This is a genomic window from Actinoplanes subglobosus, assembly GCF_042650585.1.
In the GTDB taxonomy this organism is placed as follows: domain Bacteria; phylum Actinomycetota; class Actinomycetes; order Mycobacteriales; family Micromonosporaceae; genus Actinoplanes; species Actinoplanes subglobosus.
On the sequence record NZ_JBHSBL010000002.1, the window covers coordinates 242476 to 259134 of the forward strand.

At 70.7% G+C, this 16659-nt stretch carries 13 protein-coding genes; 9 read left to right on the top strand and 4 right to left on the bottom strand.

Annotated features, from left to right (window positions below):
* Positions 1–2 precede the first annotated feature (2 nt).
* The 5 genes from ACFO0C_RS01715 (at position 3) to ACFO0C_RS01735 (ending at position 8478) form a co-directional block, all read left to right on the top strand.
* Positions 3–893: a hypothetical protein gene (locus tag ACFO0C_RS01715; RefSeq protein ID WP_378064665.1), complete on the top strand. Its 891-nt coding sequence runs from the start codon at positions 3–5 to the stop codon at positions 891–893.
* Complete coding sequence (locus ACFO0C_RS01720; protein WP_378064667.1) at positions 893–2710, top strand: fatty acid CoA ligase family protein; 1818 nt, start codon at positions 893–895, stop codon at positions 2708–2710. The genes ACFO0C_RS01715 and ACFO0C_RS01720 overlap by 1 nt, the downstream gene beginning before the upstream one ends.
* A complete protein-coding gene (locus ACFO0C_RS01725) occupies positions 2707–3738 on the top strand; it encodes an NAD-dependent epimerase/dehydratase family protein (RefSeq protein WP_378064668.1) in 1032 nt (343 codons plus the stop codon). The genes ACFO0C_RS01720 and ACFO0C_RS01725 overlap by 4 nt, the downstream gene beginning before the upstream one ends.
* On the top strand, positions 3735–6587 hold the full coding sequence (locus ACFO0C_RS01730) for a non-ribosomal peptide synthetase (protein ID WP_378064670.1): 2853 nt from the start codon (positions 3735–3737) through the stop codon (positions 6585–6587). Before ACFO0C_RS01725 ends, ACFO0C_RS01730 begins: the two co-directional genes overlap by 4 nt.
* A 262-nt stretch (positions 6588–6849) precedes the next feature.
* Complete coding sequence (locus ACFO0C_RS01735; protein WP_378064671.1) at positions 6850–8478, top strand: putative bifunctional diguanylate cyclase/phosphodiesterase; 1629 nt, start codon at positions 6850–6852, stop codon at positions 8476–8478.
* Here ACFO0C_RS01735 and ACFO0C_RS01740 read toward each other — a convergent pair.
* Positions 8447–8794, bottom strand: coding sequence for an STAS domain-containing protein (locus ACFO0C_RS01740; protein WP_378064672.1), 348 nt, complete (start codon positions 8792–8794; stop codon positions 8447–8449). The two genes, ACFO0C_RS01735 and ACFO0C_RS01740, sit on opposite strands and share 32 nt — an antisense overlap.
* 167 nt (positions 8795–8961) lie before the next feature.
* Positions 8962–9306: a hypothetical protein gene (locus ACFO0C_RS01745; RefSeq protein ID WP_378064673.1), complete on the bottom strand. Its 345-nt coding sequence runs from the start codon at positions 9304–9306 to the stop codon at positions 8962–8964.
* A gap of 799 nt (positions 9307–10105) precedes the next feature.
* Between ACFO0C_RS01745 and ACFO0C_RS01750 the strand changes: the two genes are divergently transcribed.
* Positions 10106–11119, top strand: a complete 1014-nt coding sequence (locus ACFO0C_RS01750) for a LacI family DNA-binding transcriptional regulator (protein ID WP_378064674.1) — start codon at positions 10106–10108, stop codon at positions 11117–11119.
* A gap of 6 nt (positions 11120–11125) precedes the next feature.
* Here the strand turns inward: ACFO0C_RS01750 and ACFO0C_RS01755 are convergent, their stop codons facing one another.
* A complete protein-coding gene (locus tag ACFO0C_RS01755; protein ID WP_378064675.1) occupies positions 11126–12151 on the bottom strand; it encodes a glycoside hydrolase family 26 protein in 1026 nt (341 codons plus the stop codon).
* Between the two features lie 325 nt (positions 12152–12476).
* Between ACFO0C_RS01755 and bglS the strand changes: the two genes are divergently transcribed.
* The 3 genes from bglS (at position 12477) to ACFO0C_RS01770 (ending at position 15550) form a co-directional block, all read left to right on the top strand.
* Positions 12477–13250: a beta-glucanase gene (gene bglS / locus ACFO0C_RS01760; RefSeq protein WP_378064676.1), complete on the top strand. Its 774-nt coding sequence runs from the start codon at positions 12477–12479 to the stop codon at positions 13248–13250.
* Positions 13251–13323: 73 nt separating this feature from the next.
* A complete protein-coding gene (locus tag ACFO0C_RS01765; RefSeq protein ID WP_378064677.1) occupies positions 13324–14553 on the top strand; it encodes a multidrug effflux MFS transporter in 1230 nt (409 codons plus the stop codon).
* 70 nt (positions 14554–14623) lie between these two features.
* Entirely contained in the window at positions 14624–15550 is a 927-nt protein-coding gene (locus ACFO0C_RS01770) for an NADP-dependent oxidoreductase (protein ID WP_378064678.1), read from the top strand.
* A gap of 69 nt (positions 15551–15619) precedes the next feature.
* On the opposite strand, the gene ACFO0C_RS01775 is transcribed toward ACFO0C_RS01770, so the two are convergent.
* Complete coding sequence (locus ACFO0C_RS01775; protein WP_378064679.1) at positions 15620–16579, bottom strand: GGDEF domain-containing protein; 960 nt, start codon at positions 16577–16579, stop codon at positions 15620–15622.
* Positions 16580–16659: the final 80 nt, after the last annotated feature.

The window sequence follows — 16659 nt, forward strand, 5'->3', positions numbered from 1 at the left end:
GCATGCCCACCGCCATCGTGTCCACGGCCGTGAGCACCGATCGCCGGCTCGGCGGATCCATCGCGCACGCCTCGGCCGCCGCCACCGCCTGCATCGAACGGGCCGGCATCCATCCCGACCAGGTGGACCTGCTGATCAACGTCGGCGTGTACCGCGACGAGAACATGGCCGAGCCGGCGATGGCGGCACTGATCCAGAAGAACATCGGCACGAACCTGGACTACCTCGCTTCGGGCCGGCCGACCTTGTCGTTCGACCTGATGAACGGTGCCTGCGGGGTGCTCAACGCGGTCCAGGTGGCCGGCGCGTTCCTGGACACCGGTGATGCCGAGTTCGCCCTGGTCGTCTCCGGGGACGCACACCCGTCCGGGCGCCCGGACCCGGCATTCGGGTACGCGACGGTCGGTGCGGCGATGCTGTTGTCCCGCAGTGCCGGGGCCGGCACCGGGTTCGGCCGGGTCGGTGTCGCCGCCGATGACGGTGACACCCCGGGTGTCGTCGGCTACATCGACCTCGATGCGGTCGGCACGCGTGGGCGCGAGCAGATCCGGGTGGACCGGGACGCCGGCTACGCCGAGCGGCTGGTCGGGTTCGCGGCCGCCGAGGCGGCCCGGTATGCCGCCGAGGAGGGCCTCGATCTGTCGGACACGCTTCTGGTCGCGTCGCAGCCGACGCCGGGGTTCGCGGCCGAGCTGGCCCGGCGGCTGGGGATCGCCGCACCGGCCGTGGTCACGGTGCAGGGCGTCGACGGGGACCCGCACTCCTCCGCGCTGACCTTCGCCTATCACCAGGCGGTCGCCACCGGGCAGGCGGCGGCGTACCCGCGGGCGCTGTTCGTGGCCGCGGGCGCCGGCCTGTCGGTGGCGTTTTCGGTCTACCGCGGTGGCCACTGATGGTCGGCGCGGCGGCCCGGCTGGCCGCCCATGCGGAGGCGTTCGGCGACCGCGACGCGGTGGTCTGGCCCGGCCACGGCCGGATCACCTTCCGGGAGCTCGACGAGCGCTCCGACGCGTACGCCGCGGGGCTGAACGCGCTGGGCGTCGGTAAAGGTACGAAGACCGTGTTGATACTGCGCCCGGGCCTGGACCTGTTCCCGGTGCTGTTCGGGCTGGTGAAGGCCGGCGCGGTCCCGGTGGTCGTCGATCCCGGCATGGGCGTACGCCGGATGCTGCACTGTTACCGCAGCGCGGGTGCGGAGGCGTTCATCGGCGTCGGTGTCGCCCACGTGGTGCGGCTGTTCAGCCGGCGGACATTCGCCGGGGTGCGGGTCCTGGTCACCGCCGGACGGCGGTGGGGCTGGGGCGGGACCACCCTGGATGCGCTCGCCGGGTACCGCGGTCCCGTGCCAGCGGTGCGGCCGGATCCGGACGACCTGGTGATGATCGGCTTCACGACGGGCAGCACCGGCCCGGCCAAGGGCGTCGAGTCGACCCATGGTGCGCTGGAGGCGATGGTCGAGCAGGTGATCGCCGGGCACGGCCAGTCCCCCGACGACGTCGGGCTGGTCACCTCGCCGATGTTCGGCGTCCTGCACCTGCTGATCGGTTCCACCTGTGTGCTCGCGCCGGTCGACCCGACCCGGGTCGGCGACGCCGTTCCGGAGGCGATCGCCGACACCATCGAGAAGTACGGCGTCACCACGATGTTCGCCTCCCCGGCACTGCTCGACCCGCTGGGGCGGTATCTGCGTGACACCGGCCGGCGGTTGCCGACCCTGCGGACGCTGGTGTCCGGTGGCGCCCCGGTCGCCGACCGGATCGTGCGGTTGCTGCACCGTGACGACCTGCGGTTCGAGACCACGTACGGCGCGACCGAGGTGCTCCCGATCGCCTCGATCGCGTCACACGAGATCGACGGTGAGGGCAGCCGTACCGGATTGGGCACGTGCGTCGGCCGCCCCGCGGACGGGATCGAGGTGCGCATCGTGCGTACCACCGATGAGCCGATCCCGGTGTGGCATGACGACCTGCTCGTGGCACCCGGCGAGATCGGTGAGATCACCGTCGCCGGTCCCACGGTCAGTCCTCGATACCACCGGCTGCCCGCGGCCGACGCGGCTGCCAAGATCGTTGACGGTGACCGGCGCTGGCACCGCACCGGTGACCTCGGCTGGATCGACGGTCGCGGCCGGATCTGGTTCTGCGGGCGTAAGAGTCAGCAGGTCGGCGACCTGCACACCGTACAGTGCGAAGGTGTTCTCAACGCCCACCCGGACGTGCGCCGCACCGCGCTGGTCGGGGTCGGCGGCCGCCCGGTGATGTGTGTCGAGACGCGCCCGGGCTTCGACGACCACGACCGGCTGCGTCGCGAGCTGCACGAGCTGGCGGAGAGCCAGCCGGTGACCAAGCCACTGGACACGTTCCTGTTCCATCCGTCGTTCCCGGTCGACATCCGCCACAACGCGAAGATCAACCGCGAGTACCTGTCGGTCTGGGCGGAGCACCGGCTGCGGCCGCGCCGCCGCCGCGACCTCGCGCCGCGGCTGGTTCCGCTGGCCGGTTGGGCATTTCTGGGGTACGGCATGCTCGGCCCGATGCCACATCCGGCGCTCTGGGCACTGTGGTGGATCGTCGCGTTCCTGAGCGTCGTGGTGCATCTCCTGCAGCTGCCGATCGCGCTGCCCCGAGCCCGGCGGGCCGGTGTCACAACGCTGCGGGCCGCCGTGATGACCATGGTGTTCGGCGCGACCTGGTGGCGGGGGCTGCCGTGAAAGTACTGGTGACCGGGGCGTCCGGGTTCCTCGGCGGGCACCTCGCCGAGGCGGCGGTCGCGGCCGGCGACGACGTCCGTGCCCTGCTGCGCCCGGGCGCGGCCCTGTCCCTGGACACCGGTGTGGATCAGATCGAACCGGTCCCCGGGGATCTGTCCGACCCGGAGTCCCTCGACGTGGCGACGCGGGGCGTGGAGGTCGTCTACCACTCGGCCGCGCGGGTGACCGACCACGGCAGCCGGGCACAGTTCTTCGGCACCAACGTCGCCGGCACCGCACGGCTGCTGGCGGCGGCCCGGGCCAACGGGGTACGCCGGTTCGTGTTCGTCAGCAGCCCCAGCGCGGTGATGGACGGCCGTGATCAGGTCAGGATCGACGAGAGCGTGCCGTACCCGGCCCGATATCTGAACCTCTACTCCGAGTCCAAGGCGGCCGCCGAACGGCTCGTGCTGGCCGCGAACTCCCCCGGGTTCACCACGTGCGCGCTGCGGCCGCGCGGCATCTGGGGTCCGCGGGACTGGCACGGCTTCATGCCGCGGATGATCGCGAAGCTGCGTGCGGGGCGCCTGCCCGACCTGTCCGGCGGTCGCGTCGTGCACGCGTCGCTGTGTCACGTCACCAACGCGGTCCGGGCCTGCCGGCTCGCCGCGGGTTCGGACGACGTCGGTGGCCGCGCCTATTTCGTGGCCGATGCCGAGGTCAGCGACGTGTGGGCGCTGACCGCACAGGTGGCCCGGCTGTTCGACGCGACGCCGCCGACACGCCGGGTGCCGCCGGTCCTGCGGGACGCGCTGGTCGGTGCCGTCGAGACGGTGTGGCGGATCCCGTACCTGCGTGATCGTCATTCACCGCCGTTGTCGCGGTATTCGATCGCGTTGCTGACCAGGACGGGCACGTACGACACGAGTGCCGCGACCCGCGACTTCGGGTACTCCCCCGTGATCGGCCAGCCGGACGGGCTCCGGCAGCTACGTGCGTGGGCCGACAGTGTCGGTGGCGTCGACGCGTTCACCAGGTACGTGCGGTGAGCCGCTACCGGCGGCCGGTGTCGCCGAACGAATGGCTCTACCTGGCCGGCGAGCGTGCCATGCCGCCCCTGGCGATCCAGCTCGTCGTCGAGGGCGAGGGAAACCTCGACCCCGAGAAGCTGACCGAGGCGGTACGGGTGGCGTCCGCCGCATGCCCGGGTGCACGTCTGGCCCGGCACGGCCGCACCTGGGTCGACACCGGACAGGATCCGCTGGTCACCGTCGCCGCGACCGGTTCACTGTGGTCCACTCCGCTGCGGCGCAGCTGCGAGGTGGTGGTCGGCGACGGCTCGGTGATGTTCCGGGTGTCGCACACGGTGATGGACGGCCGGGGTGTGCTGACGTGGGTGGCGGACGTGTTCCGGGCGCTGCGCGGTGAGCCGCCGCTGGGCGCTGCCTCGGTGCTCACCGATTACGGCCTGGTCGAGCGGCTGGGCGCGCCCGGCCGCCGTCCGCCGAGCAGCGTCGGCTGGCGGTCCCCGCTGGCCCGCCGGGCGGGAGCACAGCATTGGGCCCGCCGGACCGTCGACGGCCACCATCCCGGACTGGTCGCGAAACTCGCCGCCGCGGTGGCCGGGTTCACCGGCACCGAGCGTTGCCGTTTCATGGTGCCGGTCGACCTGCGCCGGCACGACCCGACGCTGCGCAGCACGGCCAACCTGAGTCTGCCGCTGTTCCTCACCGCCGGCCCGCAGGACCGGTGGCAGACCCTGCACGAGCGGATCCTGCGCGGTCTCGTCGAGCGCCACGAGGTCACCGGTGGAGCGGCGGAGCGGGTCGCGTACCGGCTGCCATTGGGTCTGCTCTCCGGTTTTCTGCGGATCGCCGGTGACCGGAATCTGTGTTCGGCGATCCTGTCGCACCTCGGCCGGATCGATCCGGCCGAGTTCAGCGCCGACGGGTTCCGGGCGTCGACGGTCTACTCCCTGCCGACGCACGCGCCGCTGGCCCCGCTGTCGATCGTGGCGACGGCACCTCCCGGGCGTACCGAGCTGACCGTGGCCCACCACGGCGCGCCGGAACAGGCCGAGGCGCTGCTGGACGCCGTCGAGGCGGCGCTGTCGCCGCACCGGCACTGGACCGGCAACGACACCCGCCGCGACATGCCCGCCACCACCCTGACCAGTCTGTTCGCCCGGCGGGTGGCGGCGGGCCCGCATGCCGTGGCGCTGACCGGGCCGGCCGGCGAGGTCACCTACGCCGAGCTGGACCGGCGAGCCGATGCGGTGGCGCACGCGCTGCATCAGCGGGGCGTCGGCCGCGGGGCTGTCGTCGGGTTGCTCGCCGACCGGACGGTGGAGGCCGTCGCGGGGCTGTTCGGTGTGCTCAAGGCGGGGGCGGCGTACCTGCCACTGGACCCGTCACATCCGGCCGCCCGGATCGACGGGCTGCTGCGCGACGCGGGCGCGCCGCTCTGCCTGGTCGGGCGCCGCCACGCCGGCCGGGTCGCCGGCGACCACCTGGTCCTCGAGGATCTGCCCACCACCGGTGCGCCGCCCGCGGCGGAGGTCAACACCCCCGGCGATCTGGCGTACGTCATCTACACCTCCGGGTCGACCGGGCACCCCAAGGGTGTGGAGGTCGAGCACGGGAGCCTCGTCAACTACGTCACCTGGGCCACCGAGCTGTACGGGGTCGACGCCCGTACCCGGTTCGCGCTGTTCACCTCGCTCGCGTTCGACCTGACCGGCACCGCGATCCTGCTGCCGCTGCTCGCCGGCGGCAGTGTGGCCCTGGTGCCCGGCGAGGTGACCCACGAGAGCCTGCCGCAGATGCTGGACCGCTCCGGAGCCAACGCCCTCAAGCTCACCCCGGCGCACCTGGACCTGATCGGACGGCTGGGGCTGTCCCCGGCCGGTTTCACGGTGCTCGTCGTCGGTGGTGAGCAGCTGCGCACGGCGGTCGCGGCGGCGGCGCAGCGCGCGTTCGGGCCCGGGTGCCGGATCGTCAACGAATACGGGCCGACCGAGGCGACGATCGGCTGTGTCACGCACGTCTTCGACGCCGATCGCGACACCGGCGCGGCGGTGCCGATCGGGCGGCCGGTCGCGAACACGGCGGTGTTGCTGCTCAACGGCGACGGACGTCACGTCGCGCCCGGCGAGACCGGGGAGATCCACCTCGCGGGCGCCCAGCTGGCACGCGGCTACCGGGGGCGGCCCGAACTGGACCGCGAGCGGTTCCGGCGGCTGGCCGACGGCACCCGGGTGTACCGGACCGGTGACCTGGCCCGGATGTCCGGCGGGGTGCTGGAATACCTGGGCCGCGCCGACGGCCAGCTCAGTATCCGTGGGCACCGGATCGAACCCGCCGAGGTCGAGACCGCGATCGAGGAGTACCCCGGTGTCGACCGTGCGGTGGCAGTCGCCAGGGCCGGGCGGCTGTGTGCGTACGTCGTCGGCGCCGGGACGGCCAGCCCGGAGATCCGCCGTCACCTGGCGAGACGGCTGCCGCCGTACATGATCCCGTCCGCCGTTGTCGTCGTCGACGACCTGCCGCGCACGGCGAACGGGAAACTCGACGTCGCCTCCCTGCCGGACCCGTTCGCCGACCGCGACACCCCGGCTGGGCCGGCCACCGTCCGTGACGACGTCCAGGAGGCTCTGTCGAAGATCTGGGCCAGGATCCTGCGGATCGACCCCGCTGTGATCGGCCCGGACAGCGACTTCCACGCCCTCGGCGGCGACTCGCTGTCGATGCTGGAGATGCTCGCCGCGGTCGCGGCGGAACTACCCGGAACGTCCACCCGCGACGCGCTGGCCCTGCCGGTGCTCCGCAACCCGACGCTGGCCGCGGTCAGCACGGCGATCCGCAACGGCCCGAATGGAACGGCCGCAACCTCGATGTGACACCGCACGAGGGCCGGGTCACCGATCGAACTCACCGGCGCCGTCCCAGCTCGTGGGTCGCCGTCACGCCGCGGGCCGATGACGTCAGGGAGCCGAGCGATGCCGCGGCCCTAAGGTCGTGGGCCGGGCGACCGAAATGGTTTGGCGTTGCGTCCCCTCGCCGCGGAGAAGGCACATGCAGGGTCGGCCTTGTCTTGCCGAGTTGACCCACACGGTTCAGCTGTGGCCAGCCCACACCGACGTTCGCGTGGTCGAGGAGGCCATGCGCGAGGATCCGGAGTCGCTCGGCGTCCTCACCGTGATTCATGACGTGATCTATCTGGTGGACCGTCTACGGTTCGACGCGGCGCTGTCCGGGCGTCTCGGGTTCGGGCGGGCGCTCTTGCACCGGCGGCCGCTGTCGGACGTCGTACCGGAGCCTGCTTTGCTTTTGCCCTCGACGATGACCTGGGATGACGCCGCACGCGCGGCGCTGGCGCGCCCGACCGGCAGCAAGGCGATCCCGGTGGTGGTCGGATTCCCCGACGGAGGGCTGGGAATCGCGCCGGTCGGTCCGCTCGTCGACTATCTGAGCCGCCGGTACGAGGTCATGGCGTTGCGCGACGACCTGACCGGGCTGGGCAACCGGCGGATGCTGGCCGAACGCGCGTCCGGTATCGATCAGCCGGGCGTGACCGCGGCGCTGCTGCTGATCGGGCTCAACCGGTTCAAACAGATCAACGACACGGTCGGGCACGTCAACGGTGACGAGCTGATCCGACACGTGGCGGCCGCGTTGAGCCGGGTCTGCCCGGCCAACACGGTGTATCGGCTCGGTGGTGACGAGTTCGTCGTCTTCCTCGACTCCGTCGGCGGGCTGCCGTACCCGCAGTGTCCGTTGGAGGAACGTCTGGAACGCACCGGCGCCTACCTGCTGGAGGCGATCCGGGGCCCGTTCGAGGTCGCCGGCGTGCCGATCGGTGTGGAAGCCGCCGTCGGGGCAGCCCACAGCGGGCCGGCCGGCATGGGTGACCTCGACGCGCTGATGGTGGCCGCGGAGACCGCCATGTATGCGGCCAAGCAGGACCGTACCCAGGTCGAGGTGTGGACACCGGTTCTCGGTTCGGCAACGGCGGTCGACCTCGGGCTGCAGACTCAACTGCGGGCCGCGATCGGGGACGGGCAACTGGTGCTGCACTACCAGCCGCTGGTGGACGCCCGGACCCGGCGGGTGGCGTCGCTGGAGGCACTGGTCAGGTGGGCGCACCCGCAGCGTGGGCTGCTGCCGCCCGGCGCGTTCGTGCCGCAGGCCGAGTCGTCCGACATCATTCATCAGCTGACCGAACGCGTCCTGGCCGACGCGGTCACGCAGGCCGCGCGGTGGCATCGCGGCGGCTGGCCGGTGCCGGTGGCGGTCAACCTGGCCGCCCCGGTGCTGGCCCGGGACCACATCGTCACGGCCATCCGGGACCTGCTCGCCGAGAGTGGCCTGCCGCCGTCGGCGCTGATCGTCGAGATCACCGAGAGCGCGGTGATGACCCGGCCGGAGCAGAGCACCGACCGGCTCCGGGCGATCCGGGCGCTGGGCGTACGGATCGCCATGGACGATTTCGGAACCGGATACACGTCGCTCGCGCTGCTCAGTCAGCTGCCGTTGGACGAGCTCAAACTCGATCGGGCGTTCGTGATGCGGGTGCATCAGCGGCAGGAACGCGCCATCGTCGAGGCGGTCGCGCGCATGGCCGGTCAGCTCGGTCTGACCAGTGTCGCCGAGGGAGTCGAGGACGAGCAGACCGCCCAGACCCTGGTCGAGATGGGTGTCGACCTACTGCAGGGGTATCACTTCAGCAAGCCACTGCCCGCCGATCGGCTCACCGCGTTCATTCCCGCGCTGGCGGGGGCCCACCGTTGACGTGGCGCAGGCGATGGGCCGGCACTCCGGCGGCGGCGAGCCGGTCGGCGATGTGCGGCCGCGGATGGTCGAGGAACACGGCCACCTGGTGATCGTCGCCGAGCGCGCAGGCGGCGACCAGCGTGCCGAGGTTGATCGGCGCGAGATCGCTGACGTCAACGAGGTCGAGGATCAGGCGCAGCGGACGCCGGTGGCGAATCGCATGGACCAGGGTCCGCTGCAGGTCCACGGCGTCAGCCTCGTCGAGGCCACCGTGTGGGTGGATGACGAGGGTTCCGTCCGGGGCGGTGCCGACGTCGACCGTGGTCGCGGCCATCAAGATACCTTCCGTTACCCGGGGTTTCTCCGAGCCGTCAGGTTAGTGTCTCGTATTGCAATGGTCGAGGATGCCCGGAAAGAATTCACCTGGTCACGCCGCGATAACAAATGATTCGCGAATCCTGATGAATGCTCGATAAAGCTGCAGCCCGGTCGAATTACCTCCTATTCAGGCCGAGCCACCAGCCCGGCCTCGCTGCGGTCCACACTCGACCGGAGGCGGCCGACACGGTGATGAGCACGGAGGCGGCGCACGCCTGTCGAGCTGAGCTGATCGAGCATCGGCGACGAGTCGCTGGAGGCGTCGGGCAGCCGACGGTCATCGGCGTGGTGGACATCGTCGAGGATCAGCCCGAGTTCGGCGACGAAATGCCGCGTCGATTGCAGGGTGGCGACGGCGGCGTCGTGGCGCTCCCCCGGCTGACTCGGGCGGGGCATGGTGAGGCTCCGGCGCAGTGCATTGAGCTCCGCGAGATGGGCATCGAGCAGGTGCAGTACATCGGCGTGCATGGAAATCGCCCTCGTCTGAAAGGTCTCGGAATCGGCGCACCCCAGGCACCTCGCCCGGATCGGGCCGGGTGAGACACCGAGAAACTTCGTCTGTTATCTCGTCATGGTCAGCCTCCTTCGATGGGCGCCGACCATGCCGCAATTACGCATAGCGCACATTCGAGCACCATAAGCAACGGCTGAGAGCCTAGGGCAACTGGATGAACAACTCGGCACATAGCGTGTCGCCTCGATGGTTGGGTCCGATCATCCGCCACCCCGATATTCGCCTCTGAACTGGGAAAACATGGCAAGGAGGCACTCGCGGAAAGTGTCCAGGAGATGTCCGTCACCCGAACGCAAGACGGTGTTCCGGAGGAGCGCATCCCTCGCCCGTACGCGGAATCAGCCCGCCGCGCACAGCAGGGCCGCTACTGACGGTAACCTGGCGCTCGACGCGGGTTGGATGTTCCCAGTCAGGGCCGGCCGGGTGAGTCGATTACATAGCGGGTCTGGCGTTTGGCGGCTGTGCGCCGTCAGCCAGGCGAACGAATCCATGCCGATCAGCGCTCTTACACGGAACCGACGCCCTTGACGGTGCTCCGCTCGTTGAACTGCTTGAAGTACCCCTACACAATCCGCCAGAACGCGAAGTCCACCGGCGACGCCTGCCACCTCACACCACGTACGAGATCTCAATAGTCGCGGCGGGCTGACGCCGCGTCGGCTTTACATGCCTGCGCGCGGCTCCCTAGGATCGCCCGGAGCCGGGGTGACAGGACCGAGTCGCCTGCTGATCGGTACGAGCGGAGGGCCCCGAATGCCGTCACCGGCCTCGTCCCGGCCGCCGACTCTCGACGAGGTCGCCGCGCGGGCGCAGGTGTCGCGTACCGTCGTCTCCCGGGTGATCAACAATGGCCCGCATGTGAGCCGCGCCAAGCGTGACGCGGTCGAGAAGGCGATCCGCGAGCTCGGATACACGCCCAACCGGGCCGCGCGGGCGCTGGTCACCCGCCAGACCGGGGTGGTGGTGCTGGCGGTCTCCGGTGAGGGGCCCGAGGTTTTCGGGGACCCGTTCTTCGCGCAGATCATCGTCGGGGCCTCGGCCACCCTGGAGCGGACCGACCTGCACCTGATGCTCAGTCTGGTGACACCGGCGCACGGCCGGGAGCGGCTGCGGACGTTCCTGCAGACCCGGGGTGCCGACGGGGTGATGCTGGTGGCGATGCGGGGTGACGACCCGCTCATCGACATCGTCGCGCAGTCCGGGCTGCCGACGGTCTTCGTCGGGCTGCCGGTGCACGGTACGCCGCCGTTCTACGTCGAGGTCGACAACGCCGGCGGATCGCGGATGGCGACCGAGCACCTGCTCCGGGGCGGCCGCCGCCGGATTGCCATGATCACCGGGCCGGAGGACACCGCCGTGGGCCGGGAGCGTCGCCGCGGTTACACCGAGGCGATGCTGCTGGCGGGCCTCGGGCCGTATGCGACAGAGCCGGGTGACTTCCTGGAGGAGAGCGGTGCCACGGCGATGCGCGCGCTGCTGAGCGCCCACCCGGATCTCGACGGCGTGGTCGCCGCCAACGACAACATGGCGGCGGGGGCGTTGCGGGTGTTGCGCGAGGCCGGCCGTACGGTGCCCGGTGATGTTGCGGTGGTGGGTTTCGACGATCTGCCGGTCGCGGTGCACACCGATCCGAAGCTGACCACCGTCCATCAGCCGGTGCAGGCGCTGGGCCGTGACGCGGCCCGGATGCTCGTCGACCTGCTGGACGGCGAGCAACCGGAACCGTTCATCCTGCCCACGAGGATGGTCGTGCGGGAGTCGGCCTGACCGGGTTCACCGGCCTGCGATGCGGGCGAGCTCGTGGCCGCGGCCGTTCATGTAGCGGCGGTTGACCCAATCGGTGAAGGCGGCGAGGGCGGCCGGCGACGACGTCGGCGACCAGGGCTCTTCCTTGATCACGTCGAAGTAGGTCACCAGCTTGAGGTCGGGGTACGCGCCCGAACGCAACGTCGTGTCCATGTCGCGCAGCCACCGGCCCTTGTCGCCGCCGTCCTCGGTGGACGCGAACTCGCCGAGCATCACCGGCCGGCACGGAGCGATGGCACGGGCGGTGGCGTAGGCGGTGGCGAAGGTGGCGTCGAAGGTCGTCCAGTGGTCGCCGGCCGGGTCCCACGAGGGGCCGAACCCCCAGTTGTAGCCGTCGATGCCGACCCAGTCGACGTAGGCGTCGCCGGGGTAGGCGCCGGCCGGGTCGTTGTAGGGCTCGGCGGGTGACGAGCCGTTGTTGAACGCCCACACCCATTGCACGTTCCTGGCCCCGGCCCTCTCGACGAGGTCGTGGACGTGCCGGTACGCCCGCACGTACCGGGAGGGGTCCGCGTCGTTGTTGGCGATGCCCCACGGGTACCAGTTGCCGTTGAACTCGTGGCCCCAGCGGACCAGGATCGGCGATCGCACCGCGGCGAACTCCTTGGCGCGTGCCACGATGTAGTCGTCCCAGTCGCCGGCGATGATGTCCGCCAGGTGGATCTGTGCGGGGTCGGCCGCGCCGAGCGACACGTTCCAGGGTTCCCAGGTGTAGTGCGGCATGATGCCCCGTCGCCAGAGCGTTCTGGCCTGTTCCACCGGGAACGCCTGTCCGCTGCCCCAGCTGTCGAACCACATCACGCTGGCGGGAGTGACGCCGTACAGGGCGTCGACCTCGGAGGCGATCGCCGTCGGGTTCGCGTCCCGGAAGACGCCCAGGTAGCGGGTGGGCGACGCCTTCCGGCCGGTGTCTGCCGCGTCCGCGGCGCCGGCTTCGGTCATCACCAGCGCCACAGTAGCCGCTCCCGCGCCCAGCAGTGTTCGCCTCCGCATGCTGCCTCCCCATCGATGTGAGAGCGCTCTCTTCGGACTGGAAGCGCTTCCGGTCACAACGTACGACTCGGGCTCCCGAGTGTAAAGAACAGGTTTCGTAGCCCGACTCGCGGAGCGTGCGCAGCGCGTTATATGCGCTGGCAGCCGCCGATCGCGGCTTGACAGATTTTGCCAATCGGTTACAAACTTTTCATCGACGACGCTGGATCGCGATGATTGGTACCGGTACCAGTTTCAGCTCCCAGCTCCGATCCGGGCGTCGCACATCCCCGTTCGCCAGGCCGACGCAGGCGTGACGAAATCCCCCACAGAACGGGAGACACAGATGTTCAACACTCGATCTCGTACGCCCGCGGCACTGGCCGGCACGCTCCTCGGCATCGTCGCCGCCCTCACCGGGCCCGGTGACGCACCGGCCTCGGCTGCGATCGGCCCCAGCTTCGTCGACGACTTCAACGCCTTCGACACCGGCCGCTGGTACAAGGCCGACGGCTACAGCAACGGCAGCATGTTCAACACCGGCTGGCGCGCCGACCACGTCTGGGTCAGCGGCGGTGTCATGGGCATCAACCTCGACACCCAGTCCTGCCCCGGCGGCTGCTCCGGCAAGCCGTACGCCTCAGGCGAATACCGCACCACCGACCTGTACTCCTACGGCAGGTTCGAGACCCGCATGAAGGCCGTCAGGAATCCCGGCACCGTGACCTCGTTCTTCACCTACACCGGGCCCAGCGACGGTCAGCCGTGGGACGAGATCGACATCGAGATCCTCGGCAAGAACACCACCCAGATGCAGGTCAACTACTTCACCAACGGCGTCGGCGGCCACGAGACCGTGATCAATCTGGGCTTCGACGCGGCGGCCGGCTACCACGACTACGCCTTCGAGTGGTGGAACGGCGGCACCATCAACTGGTTCGTCGACGGCAGACTGGTCCACCAGGAGAACGGCTCACGCGGGCCGCTGCCCACCCATCCGCAGCGAATCATGATGAACCTGTGGCCCGGCATCGGCGTCGACAGCTGGCTCCAGCCCTTCACCTACCCCGGCCACACGTTGACCGCCGGTTACGACCGGGCCCGTTACACCCGATACTGACCTGGCATGTACTGCTGGTACACCCATCGTCAATGGCTTCCTCCCACCACGGGCGCCCGTGTGTGCTGGGGGCATGACCGCAGCTCTCGCCGCACAGTCGGCCTCGGATCGGGCCCGGCTCACCACCGGCCTGACCGCCACGGTGATCTTCCTGACCGGGATCGCGCCGCTGGCGACCGACATGTACGTGCCGGCGTTTCCGGCCGTCGCCGGTGACCTGTCGGCGACGGCGACGCAGGTGCAACTCACGCTGACCACATTCTTCGTCGGGATGGCGTTGGGTCAGCTGATCGGCGGGCCGGTCTCCGATCAGTACGGCCGGCGCCGGTTGCTGCTGGCCGCGGTGATCATGATGACCGTCTCCTCCGTGCTGTGTGCCGTGGCCCCGTCGATCGGCGTCATGATGGCCGCCCGTTTCGTCCAGGGCTTCGCCGGCGGCTGGGCCATGGTGATCGGCCGGGCGGTGATCGTCGACCTGGCGCGTGGTGCCCGGCTGGTCCGGGTGCTCAACGTGATCGCCGGGGTGGGCGGGATCGCGCCGATCGCCGGGCCGTTGCTCGGAGCCGTCGTTCTGCAGGTCTCCGGCTGGCGGATGTCGTTCTGGGCGGTGGCCGCCCTCGGTGTGGCGATGGTCGTGGTGGTGCTGGTCGCGGTGCCCGAGTCGCTGCCACCGCACCGGCGCCATGCCGGTGGTCTGCGTTCGTTCGCGGTCGCGAGCAGGCAGGTCCTCGCCAGGCGCCGATACGTCGGGTACGTGCTGGTCAGCGGCTCGGGGATGGGTGCGATCCTCGCGTACGTGGCGACGTCGGCGTTCGTCTTGCAGTCGATGAACGGCCTGTCGCCGGTCGCGTACTCGGTCGACTTCGCCGCCAATGCGGCCGGCATGACGGTCGCCTCGCTGGTCGCCGCCCGCCTGGCCGGCCGGATCGCCACCCGCAGGGTCATCCTGGCCGGGCAGGTCGCCGCGCTGGGTGCCGGGGTGGCGATGCTGGCGGGTGCGCTGTGGCTGGGTACGCCGCTGCTCCTGGTGATCGTGTGCTTCTTCGTGCTGATGACCGCGCAGGGGTTGATCGGTCCCAACGGTGGTGCGCTGGCGTCGGCGGAGGTGCCCGGGCATCCGGGCACGGGGTCGGCGATGCTCGGCTTCGTCACGTGGGTGGCCGCGGGCGTCGTCGCGCCGGTCGCCGGTCTCGGCGGGCAGGACACCGCCGTACCCATGGCGTTCCTCATGATCGGCTGCACGATGCTGTCCATGGCCGGCCTCGTGCTGACCCGGCCGCGACGTCGGCATGGCGGAATCTGATTCCCGGCGGGAGGCAGAGGGTCACGCCGCGGGCCTTCGATGGAGGGGCGCGACGGTCTAGAGTGGACGCGTGCTGGGAGTCGTTGCGGCCGCGCTTGGCGGGCCCGAGGTGTTGCAGGTGACCGAGCTGCCGGAGCCTGAGGCGGGGCCCGGGCAGGTGCTGGTCCGGATTCGCGCGGTGTGCGTGCACCCGGCTGACATCGCCGCCACGACCGGCGAGATTCCTCGCGGGCCGGTTCCGCCGCCGTTCTCGCCCGGGTGGGACATCGCGGGTGAGGTGGCCTCGGTCGGGTCCGGCACGGCGGAGTTCGCGGTCGGCGACCGTGTCGTCGGGATGATTCCGTGGTATTTGACTCGGGGTAACCCGGGTGGTTATGCGGAGTTCGTGGCCGCCGACGTGGACTGGCTGGTGCCGCTGCCGGACGAGCTCGACTTCGTGTCCGCGGCGACGGTGCCGCTCAACGCCCAGACCGCACATCAGGGGATGTCGCTGGTGTCGTTGGCGATGCTGCCGGCCGGCAGCAGCATTCTGGTCACGGGTGCCAGCGGTGGTGTCGGCGGGTTCGCCGCCCAGCTGGCTCTGCAGGGTGGTTTCCGTGTGGTGGCCCAAGCCAGCGACGGCGACGAGCAGTGGGTGCGTGATCTGGGCGTCCACGAGGTGGTCTCGCGTTCGGTCGATCTGGCCAAGGTCGGGCCGGTGGCCGCGGTGTTCGACGCGGTCCCCGTCGGCGAGGCGGCCGCCGCCATCGTCGAGGACAGGGGCATCGTGGTCGCGACCCGCCCGACGCCGCCGCTGGTTCCGGATCGTGGTGTGCGCCAGGAGTTGCAGCTCATCCGGCACGACCGCGAGCTGCTGGCCGATCTGGTGGGGCAGGTGGCGGCCGGTCGGTTGTGTACGCGGGTGGCGGTCACGATGCCGTTGACCGAGGCGGCCGACGCACACCGGCGGGTGCTGGCCGGCGGGCTGCACGGCAAGCTGGTGCTGACGGTGGGCTGACGCCGGCCCTGTCGGGAGTGCGGCGGCGACTGAGGTTGCCGCCGGCTCGCGTCGTCCCGGCTCGCACCGTCACAGTGCGGCGGAGGGATTCCGGTCCAGGTAGGGGTCGGCTTCGGCGCGGGCCGTGAGGCAGTTGGTGGGGATCGTGTCGACCATCGTGCCCGGGCCGTTCTGGCCTCGGTAGCGGACCAGGGCCGCCCATTCGCAGGCGCCCTCGACGACTCCCGCGCGGCGGGCGCCACTGCGGTGCACCCACACCGTGTCGCCCGGCCGGTACACCACCGTGGACCCGGAGGCGGCCGGGCCCGGCGGCGGCTCGGGGGCGGCGGCCACCTGTTCGTACGTCTCGGTGTGGTCGCCGGTCTCGGTGGACACGACCCAGGTGATTCCGGTCTTGTCGGTGGCTTTCGCGTGCCGTTTGGCGCTGAACATGGCCTGGTCCGCGCGGCGCAGCAGGTCGGGTAGGTCGCGGGAGCGCCCGGCCGGCACGACGCCGATCGAGGCGGTGACGGACAGGGTGTGGCTCAGCACGATCATCGGGGGCGCGATCGCGGCGCTCAGTGAGCCGGCCACCTCGTGCCACCAGGTGTCGGGGACGTCGGCGCGCGGGGCGCGGGGCAGGGCGGCGAACTCGTCACCGCCGAACCGGGCCACCAGCTGGTCGCCGAGGCAGTCGACGATGCGCCGGGCGATCACTCGTAGGACCCCGTCACCGGCGTCGTGTCCGTAGGTGTCGTTGATCGGCTTGAAGCCGTTGAGGTCGAGGATCAGGACGGCTGAGGCGCGGTCGTCGCGGCTGAGCAGTTTCGGGGCGAGGGTGTTGAAGAGGCGGCGGTTGGCGAGTCCGGTGAGCTCGTCGTGGCCGGCCATCCATCGCAGTGAGGCTCGTTCCTGCTCCAGCTGCTGGACGTGTGCGGCGAGTTGGTCGATGCGGGCCTGGAGGCGGGCGGTTTCGGGCTCGGTCCGCGCTTGAGCGTCATCTGACGTGGTGCCGCCGGTGTCGGCGGCGGCAGGATCGAGGATCCGCATCGGCCGTCCTCTCACACTCGGCGGACCAGCAGGGGCTGTCGAGTCGACGGCGAGTGATCGCCAACCACCACAGTGGAATC

Coding starts and splice junctions, on each gene's coding strand:
- ACFO0C_RS01715 (WP_378064665.1), top strand. CDS start 3: ATGCCCACCGCCATCGTGTCCACGGCCGTGAGCACCGATCGCCGGCTC.
- ACFO0C_RS01720 (WP_378064667.1), top strand. CDS start 893: ATGGTCGGCGCGGCGGCCCGGCTGGCCGCCCATGCGGAGGCGTTCGGC.
- ACFO0C_RS01735 (WP_378064671.1), top strand. CDS start 6,850: ATGCGCGAGGATCCGGAGTCGCTCGGCGTCCTCACCGTGATTCATGAC.
- ACFO0C_RS01740 (WP_378064672.1), bottom strand. CDS start 8,794: ATGGCCGCGACCACGGTCGACGTCGGCACCGCCCCGGACGGAACCCTC.
- ACFO0C_RS01745 (WP_378064673.1), bottom strand. CDS start 9,306: ATGCACGCCGATGTACTGCACCTGCTCGATGCCCATCTCGCGGAGCTC.
- ACFO0C_RS01750 (WP_378064674.1), top strand. CDS start 10,106: ATGCCGTCACCGGCCTCGTCCCGGCCGCCGACTCTCGACGAGGTCGCC.
- ACFO0C_RS01755 (WP_378064675.1), bottom strand. CDS start 12,151: ATGCGGAGGCGAACACTGCTGGGCGCGGGAGCGGCTACTGTGGCGCTG.
- bglS (WP_378064676.1), top strand. CDS start 12,477: ATGTTCAACACTCGATCTCGTACGCCCGCGGCACTGGCCGGCACGCTC.
- ACFO0C_RS01765 (WP_378064677.1), top strand. CDS start 13,324: ATGACCGCAGCTCTCGCCGCACAGTCGGCCTCGGATCGGGCCCGGCTC.
- ACFO0C_RS01775 (WP_378064679.1), bottom strand. CDS start 16,579: ATGCGGATCCTCGATCCTGCCGCCGCCGACACCGGCGGCACCACGTCA.